This window comes from Propionicimonas sp. (genome assembly GCF_034927565.1).
In the GTDB taxonomy this organism is placed as follows: domain Bacteria; phylum Actinomycetota; class Actinomycetes; order Propionibacteriales; family Propionibacteriaceae; genus Propionicimonas.
Map to the genome: position 1 here is coordinate 20,323 of NZ_JAYFPT010000115.1, position 8,271 is coordinate 28,593.

General features: G+C 71.3%; 5 protein-coding genes. All 5 read left to right on the forward strand.

Annotation, left to right across the window (positions count from 1 at the left end; all coding sequences use genetic code 11):
• Nucleotides 1–100: 100 nt before the first annotated feature.
• Nucleotides 101–1,966, forward strand: coding sequence for a S1C family serine protease (locus tag VB080_RS15465; RefSeq protein WP_323419346.1), 1,866 nt, complete (start codon nt 101–103; stop codon nt 1,964–1,966).
• A gap of 113 nt (nt 1,967–2,079) precedes the next feature.
• Nucleotides 2,080–4,797 carry a type I DNA topoisomerase gene (topA, locus tag VB080_RS15470; RefSeq protein ID WP_323419347.1) on the forward strand — a complete coding sequence of 906 codons (2,718 nt, stop codon included), beginning with the start codon at nt 2,080–2,082 and terminating at the stop codon, nt 4,795–4,797.
• Between the two features lie 208 nt (nt 4,798–5,005).
• On the forward strand, nt 5,006–5,641 hold the full coding sequence (tmk, locus tag VB080_RS15475; protein WP_323419348.1) for a dTMP kinase: 636 nt from the start codon (nt 5,006–5,008) through the stop codon (nt 5,639–5,641).
• Nucleotides 5,638–6,804: a DNA polymerase III subunit delta' gene (locus VB080_RS15480; RefSeq protein ID WP_323419349.1), complete on the forward strand. Its 1,167-nt coding sequence runs from the start codon at nt 5,638–5,640 to the stop codon at nt 6,802–6,804. Before tmk ends, VB080_RS15480 begins: the two co-directional genes overlap by 4 nt.
• Nucleotides 6,805–7,147: 343 nt before the next feature.
• Nucleotides 7,148–8,271: DoxX family protein (locus VB080_RS15485; protein ID WP_323419350.1), on the forward strand; the 1,124-nt coding region annotated here is incomplete at its 3' end.

Below are 8,271 nucleotides of genomic sequence, written 5' to 3' on the forward strand. Positions count from 1 at the left end.
CTTGGGCGTCGGGCGACACGCAGCAGACCGCCTCGGGAATGGAAGACACTAGCCAGCGGTTGCCTGCGCCAGAGACACTTGGGGCGAGGGAAGCCAGACGATGACGAATCCAGACGAGCCCACCCGGCCGATCGCCGGGGGCCCGAGCGCGCCCGAACCCACCCGTGCCCTGCCGCGTCAGCAGGACGGCTGGGGCGCCGGGGTGCCCGACGATGGCGAACCGTACTCGGCCCTCCCGGCGCACCAGGACGGCTGGGGCGTGCCACCGTCCGGCAGTCCCGAGCCGACGCGGGCGCTTCCCCCGGACGGTGATCCGTGGCTGGCCGAGCCGTCCGCGGACCCGGTCTGGCCCGAGCCGTCCGCGGACCCGGCCTGGCCCCAGCTGAGCGGGGAGGCGCCGGCCTATCAGCCCCGCTACGGGGCGGCGCCGGCCGGAACCACGGCACCCTACGACCCCTACGACCAGACGCAAGCCCCGCAGCCGCCGGCGGGCCGGCCCTATCCGCAGCAGCCGTACCCGCAGCAGCCCTATCCGCAGCAGCCCTACCTGCAGCAGCCGTACCCGCAGCAGCCCTACGCCCCGCAGCCGCCGGCGGCCCCGCCGTACCTGCAGCAGCCCGATGCCGGGCAGCCCTCTGCCGCCGGGCAGCCCTACGCCCCGCAGCCGTACGGATCCCAGCCCTGGGCTGGCCAGCAGCCCTCGCCGTGGGCGCCGCAGCAGTACGGCTACCAGCCGCCGTCCTGGGAGGTCCCGCCGTCGTACCCGGGCCAGCCTCCCGGACAGCCGCCGTACGACCCCACCCTGCCGTGGTGGCATCCCGCCCACCAGCCGGTGCAGCCGCCCTCCGACTACCAACCCGCGCCGCCACCTCGGCGGCGCACCACCCTCCAACGGGTGTCGGTCGTGCTGTCGGTGGCCCTGGCACTCTCGCTGGCCCTCGGCGGTCTGTCCTATCTCTTCCCCCGCACCACCGAGCGCGCGGGCGAGCCGGTCCAGACCCTGCCGCCGAGCCAGCCCCAGGCAGCACCCTCGCAGGACGATGCTGCCGACCGTCCCCGCGCCCAGGCCGCCCGGGGAGTCACCGCCGCCGAGTCGGCTGGCGTGGTCCTGATCGAGGCGGGGACGACCGGCGGGCTCGCGTCCGGCACCGGCATGGTGGTCACCTCGGACGGCAAGGTGCTGACCAACTATCACGTCGTGGCCGGCTCGGACTCGATCGACGCCACCCTCGCCGACACCGGACGGAGTTACGACGCCACGATGCTCGGCTTCGACCAGAGCCGCGACATCGCGCTGCTGCAATTGCAGGACGCGGGCGGCCTGGTGACGGTCACGCTCGACGACGACCCGGTCCGGATCGGCGACCCCGCCTACGCGGTGGGCAATGCCGACGGCGGTGGGGCACTGGTTCGCGCAGCTGGACGGGTGACCGATCTCAACGAGAACCTCACCGTCACCTCCGACTCGCCCTGGGGCTCGGAGGAGAACCTCGAGGGCCTGATCGAGACCTCCGCCGGCGCGGTACCCGGGCATTCGGGTGGTCCGATGTTCGACGCCGAGGCCGAGGTGATGGGGATCACCACCGCCGGCTCGGTGGAGCGCGGCAGCAGCTATGCGATCCCGATCGCCGAGGCGATGAGCGTGGTCGAGATCATCCAGGCCGGCCAGGACGCCGGCACCGTCCGGGTGGGCCCTGCCGGCTACCTCGGGGTGAAGATCGGGGAGAGCAACCGGCTGGGTGCCACGGTCACCGAGGTGGTGGCGGACAGCCCCGCCGAAGCGGCAGGGATCCAGGCCGGCGCGATCCTCACCCGGATCGGTGACAGCCGGATCACCGCGGACACCGATCTGGCCGGCGTCGTCCGCTCGCTGGAGCCGGGGCAGCAGGTGCAGGTCGAGTGGGTGGCCGCCAACGGCACCCGCGATGAGGCCACGGTCACCCTGGGAGCCAGCCCGGTCAACTGAGCTGATCGAAGCTGCACGTCGGCTGGTGAGCCAGTTGCCGTCTGCTGTGTAGGGTGTCGGCGGAGGCTAGAGTGAGCCGCCGTACCCATCCAGCGTCGACAGGAATTACCGCCGTGGCCACAGCGACAAAGCGTCGGCTCGTGATCGTCGAGTCGCCCACCAAGGCTGTCAGCCTCACCAAATTCCTCGGCCCGGGGTATGTGGTGGAGTCCAGCCGCGGTCACGTCCGTGACCTGCCCGAGAAGGCGGCCGACATCCCGGCGAAGTACAAGGGCGAGAAGTGGGCAAGGACGGGCGTGAACGTGGACGCTGACTTCGCCCCGATCTACGTCGTGGACTCCGACAAGAAGGCGACCATCCGTGACCTCAAGGCAAAACTCAAGGACGCCGACGAACTCTTCCTGGCCACTGATGAGGACCGCGAGGGCGAGGCCATCGCCTGGCACCTGCTGGATGAGCTGAAGCCGAAGATCCCGGTCAAGCGGATGGTCTTCCACGAGATCACCCCGGAGGCGATCCAGGCCGCCGTCGAGGCAACCCGTGAGCTCGACACCGATCTGGTGGACGCCCAGGAGACCCGCCGCATCCTCGACCGGCTGTACGGCTACGAGGTCTCGCCGGTGCTGTGGAAGAAGGTCATGCCGAAGCTCTCGGCGGGGCGGGTGCAGTCGGTGGCCACCCGGCTGGTGGTCGACCGGGAGTGGGAGCGGATCCGGTTCACCGCCGTCGACTACGCGGACGTGGAGGTCACCCTCGACGCCGGCGAGAACGCCGACCCGCGCACCTTCACCGCCGGGCTGGTGCAGGTCGGCAGCCAGCGGATCGCCACCGGCAAGGACTTCAACGCTGACGGCTTGCTCACCCGAGCCGACGCCTTCCACCTGGGGATCGACGCCGCCGGCGTCCTCGCCGAGGCGCTGAAGTCCGCGAGCTACGCGGTCGCAGGGGTGGAGGCCAAGCCCTACCGCGCTCGTCCCTACGAGCCCTTCCGTACTACCACCCTGCAGCGGGAGGCCGGCAACAAGCTGCACTTCACCGCGCAGCGCACCATGTCGATCGCGCAGGAACTCTACGAACGCGGCTTCATCACCTACATGCGAACCGACTCGGTCACGCTCTCGCAGACCGCGATCGCGGCGGCCCGGGCGCAGATCAAGCAGCTCTACGGCGGCGCCTACCTGCCGGACGCGCCGCGGCTCTACGCCTCGAAGGTGAAGAGCGCGCAGGAGGCGCACGAGGCCATCCGTCCGGCTGGCGAGCAGTTCCAGACCCCGGCCGAGACCGGCCTGCACGGCGACCAGTACCGGCTCTACGAGCTGATCTGGAAGCGCACCCTGGCCTCCCAGATGAAGGACGCCGAGGGCAGCACTGTGAGCGTCCGGATCGGTGCCACCCTGCCTGATCGGGTGCCGCTGACCGATGCCTCCACCGGCGAGGTGGTCGAGACCGGACGGGCGGGTTTCACTGCGTCGGGGCGGACGATCACCTTCCCCGGCTTCCTGAAGGTCTACGTCGCCACCGCCGAGTCCGACCAGGCCGCCGACGACGCCCAGGCGCCGCTGCCGCAGCTCGAGGCCGGCCAGCAGCTGGCCGCCGAACAGGTCACCCCCAAGCCGCACCGCACCTCGCCGCCGGCGCGCTACACCGAGCCGTCGCTGGTTGCCGAGCTGGAGCGCCGCGACATCGGACGGCCGTCCACCTACGCCTCCATCATCCGGGTGATCACGTCCCGCGACTACGTCTTCAAGAAGGGGTCGGCGTTGGTGCCGACCTGGCTGGCCTTCGCCGTCACCCGGCTGCTGGAGGAGCACTTCCCGAAGCTGGTCGACTATGACTTCACTGCCCGGATGGAGGACACCCTCGACGAGATTGCCAACGGCAACGCCGCCCGGGTGGCCGTGCTGCGCGACTTCTACTTCGGGCCGGACGGAGCCACCAACGAGGGGCTGCACGCGCTGGTGAACGAGCTCGGCGACATCGACGCCCGGGCACTGTCGACCTTCCCGCTGGGCGACTCCGGGATCAACGTCCGGGTGGGCCGCTATGGCACCTACATCGAGGACGCGGAGGGCCGGCGGGCCAACGTCGACGCCGACCTGCCACCGGCCGAGCTGACCGTCGAGCACGCCCGCGAACTGCTGGAGCGGCCGACCACCGAGGAGCGCCAGATCGGCGTCGACCCGGACACCGGACGGGCGATCGTCGCCAAGTCCGGACGATTCGGGCCCTATGTCACCGAGGTGCTGCCGGAGGATGCCCCGAAGGGCGCCAAGCCGCGCACCGGGTCGCTGTTCCCGTCCATGTCGGTGGACACGATCACGCTCAAGCAGGCGCTGAAGCTGCTCAGCCTGCCGCGAGTGGTGGGCACGTCCGCCGACGGCGAGGAGATCACCGCCCAGAACGGCCGCTACGGTCCGTACCTGAAGAAGGGCACCGATTCTCGCTCGCTGACCAGCGAGGAGCAGATCTTCGACATCACCCTGGCCGAGGCGGAGGCGATCTACGCCCAGCCCAAGACCCGGGGCGGACGGGCGACTGCCGGCCCACTGCGGGAACTCGGCACCGACCCGAACTCGGGCAAGCCGGTGGTGGTCAAGGACGGCAGGTTCGGCCCCTACGTCACCGACGGGGAGACCAACGCCACGCTGCGCCGCACCGACTCGGTCGAGGCCATTACCCTGGACCGGGCCGCCGAGCTGCTGGCCGAGAAGCGTGCCAAGGGCCCGGCGCCCAAGCGCACCCGCACCACCCGCAAGGCAGCGCCGAAGGCGTCGGCTGCGAAGCCTGCCGCGAAGCGGACGGCGACCAGCCGGGCCCGCAAGACCAGCTGAGGCCGGTCGGCTTCCCGGGATGCGACTGGCCGGGGCGTGGCTGCCGGTCCCCTGACGCTGTCTCGCGGGGTGCCCGCCAGAAACCGGGTGAATCCGGCAGGGCGAGGGGATTATCCACGCGAGTGGCCATATCCGCCCGGTTTCTGCGGGTGACGGCCGGGTGGCCGCGCGACGATGCCGGTGCCGGGATCTGGGTAGGCTTCGGGCCATGGTAGGGGTGTTCATCGTCCTCGAAGGTGGCGACGGGGTCGGCAAGTCCACACAGGCGAAGCTGCTCGCACAGTGGCTCACCGGCCGCGGCCATGAGGTGGTGCTCACCTTCGAACCGGGCGACACCCCGGCGGGCGCGGTGATGCGCCGGATCGTGCTCGACCCGGCCACCCGTGACCTGGCCGAACGCACCGAGACCCTGCTCTACCTGGCCGACAAGGCTCAGCATGTCGCCCAGGTCGTCCGGCCGGCGCTGGAGCGGGGCGCGGTCGTGGTCTGCGACCGGTATGTCGACTCGGTGCTGGCCTACCAGGGTGCCGGACGGGGGCTGGACATCGACCGGATCGAGCAGATCGCCCGCTGGGCGACCGCCGACCTCCTGCCCGACCTGACCATCCTGCTCGACCTCGACCCGTCGGTCGGAGTGGGCGGCATCGCCGAGCCCGACCGGCTGGAGGGCGCCGGCCTGGACCTGCACGTGCGTGCCCGGAAGTCGTTCCTCGATCTCGCCGCGCGTGATCCGGAGCACTACCTCGTGCTCCCCGCCCGTACCGACAAGCAGGGCATCGCGCGGACCATCCGCGACCGTGTGGCGCCGCTATTGTCAGCTCCGGCTGGCACGCTGGAACCGTGACCACCGCAGCAGCCCTCGCGAGCGGGGTGTGGAGCGACCTGATCGGCCAGGAGCGCGTGATCTCCACCCTGCGCCGGGCGGTGACCGGCGAGCGTCACGCGATGACCCATGCCTGGCTGTTCACCGGGCCGCCGGGTTCCGGCCGCTCCAATGCCGCCCGGGCCTTCGCCGCCGCCCTGCAGTGTGAGGACGGCGGGTGCGGTCACTGCAGAGCCTGCCGTACTGCCTTGTCGGGGGCGCATCCCGACGTCACCCTGGTACGCACCGAGCAGTTGTCGATCGGGGTGGACGAGATCCGTGACCTGGTCCGCCGGGCAGCGATGACCCCCACCCTGGGCAGATTCCAGGTGCTCGTGGTGGAGGACGCCGACCGGGTCACCGAACGGGGCGCCGACGCCCTGCTGAAGAGCATCGAGGAGCCGGCCGCCCGCACTGTCTGGCTGCTCTGCGCGCCGACCGCGGACGACGTGGTGGCGACCATTCGCTCCCGGTGCCGCAGAATCGAGTTGAGTACGCCGAGCGAGCCGGCGATCGCCGAACTGTTGCAGCGCCGGGACGGAGTCGAGCCGGACCTGGCCGCATTCGCCGCCCACGTCTCCCAGGGCCACATCGGACGGGCACGAGCACTGGCTCGTAGCGAGTCGGCGCGCGGCCGGCGGCGGGAGATCCTCGGCCTGCCGGAGAAGCTGACCTCGTTGGGCGCCTGCCTGAGTGCCGCCGCGAGCGTCGTCCAGTCGGCGGCGGACGAGGCCTCCTCGATCACCACCGATCTGGACGCCCGTGAGAAGGCAGAGCTCTCCGAGGCGCTCGGGATGGGCACCAAGGGAGCCAAACCGCGCAACGCCAACGCCGCCCTGCGCGAACTGGAGGACCAGCAGAAGGCCAGGGCGAAGCGGCTGCAGCGTGACGCCCTCGACCGGGTGCTGACCGAGTTCACCTCCTACTACCGCGATGTGCTGGTGTTGCAGACCGCTGCCGGTGCCGGGCTGATCAACACCGAGTTCGCCGACCCGATCAGACGGCTTGCCGGGCGCAGCCCGGCCTCGGCCACCGTCCGGCGACTGGACGCGATCCTGGAATGCCGCACGGCGCTGGAGACCAATGTGGCACCGCTGCTGGCGATGGAATCGTTGATGATCGGCCTGGGCGAGGGCCTGGAGTAGAGCGTCTCTGGGGCTTGGGCCGTCGCGAGCGGTATTCGGCGGAGCGCCTCGCACGATGGCGGAGGGAGGCGTCGGCGCAGCACCGGCCAGTGGCAACACAGCCAGCCGCCCGTCGGAGGCGACGCGCAGCAGGTCAGGTCGGGACGGGGAGCCGCTCACCAGCAGGCCTGGCGATCGGGAGGCTGCCCTGGGAAACCTGCCGCCGAGACCGGTCTGCCAGTGATCAAGCGGTGTGCGTCGGTGTTCGGCCGGGCGGACTTGGGCGTGAGCCGTGTCGCTGGTCGAGGTTGGCTGCGCGGAGTGTTTTGATAGGGGCGTCAGAGTCTGCAGGAAGGACCCTCCGGTGACCGAGCGGAACGACCCCGAACCACCCGTGCCCACCCCCGAGCCCGGTCCCCATCCGGACGCCGCCTGGGCGCCAGAAACGAAGCCTGTCGAAGCCGTCCAGCCGGCCGACGAGGCCGAGTCGCAGCACGTCCTGCCCGATGCCGGCCCCACCGAGGGCGATCCGGTGGAGGACGCCGTCGAGGAAGGCATGCCGTCGATCACTCCGGACGAGCCTGAGCCGATCGCCGAGACCGTGGATGCCCCGGCCGAGCCGGCCGCATCCGCGCCCGAACCGGTGGCGGACGTGTCGCCTGCCGAGCCCCAGGGCACTCCGGTCCCGCCGCCGGCGGTGGCTGAGCCGCCCGCCGGTGAACCCGCGTCCGAGTCTGCGCAACCAGCCGAAGCCACTGCCGCCACCGCGCCACTGTTCGCTCCGGCCCCGGCCGCGTGGGGCATGCCCGTCCCGGATGTCCCGGTGACGCCGTCGCCCAACCTGCCGTCCGGGCCGACCACGCCGACGGCACCGACCGACACCATCTTCCGTGACGCGGTGGTGGCAGAGCCGACCGAACTCGACCCGCTGTCGGCCGAGGCCGAGAAGCTGGCTGCCGAGCGGGCAGCCCGGCGCGAGGCGCGCGAGGCTGCGCTGACCGCCACCGCGCCGATTCCGGTGACCGCGCCCGAGCCGGTGGTGGTCTACAAGCGCACCAACGACAGGTTCTTCGGTTCCCTGGGCCTGTTCCTGCTGCGCCTGGTGACGGCGGCGATCTTCCTGGTCCGCGGTCTGAACCTGGTCACCGACATCCCGGCGGCCCAGGCCCAGTTCGCGACCACGATCATCCCGTACCCGCAGGTGATGGCGATCGTGACCGGTGTGGCCTGCCTGCTGATCGCGTTGTCGCTGGTGCTCGGCCTGCTCACCCGCGTGGCCGGGTTGGGTGTGCTGCTGATCGCCGGCGGTGCGCTGGCCTTCGTGTTGTGGGGCCCGTGGAGTCCGTTCGTCGCCGGACAGCCGGGCTTCCTGGGCGAATACGAACTGCTGCTGGCCGCGGTCGGGCTGCTGTTCCTGCTGCTCGGAGGCGGAGGTTGGAGCGTCGACCGCAGCTTCCGGGCCGGACGGGAGCGCGACAAGGCCGAACA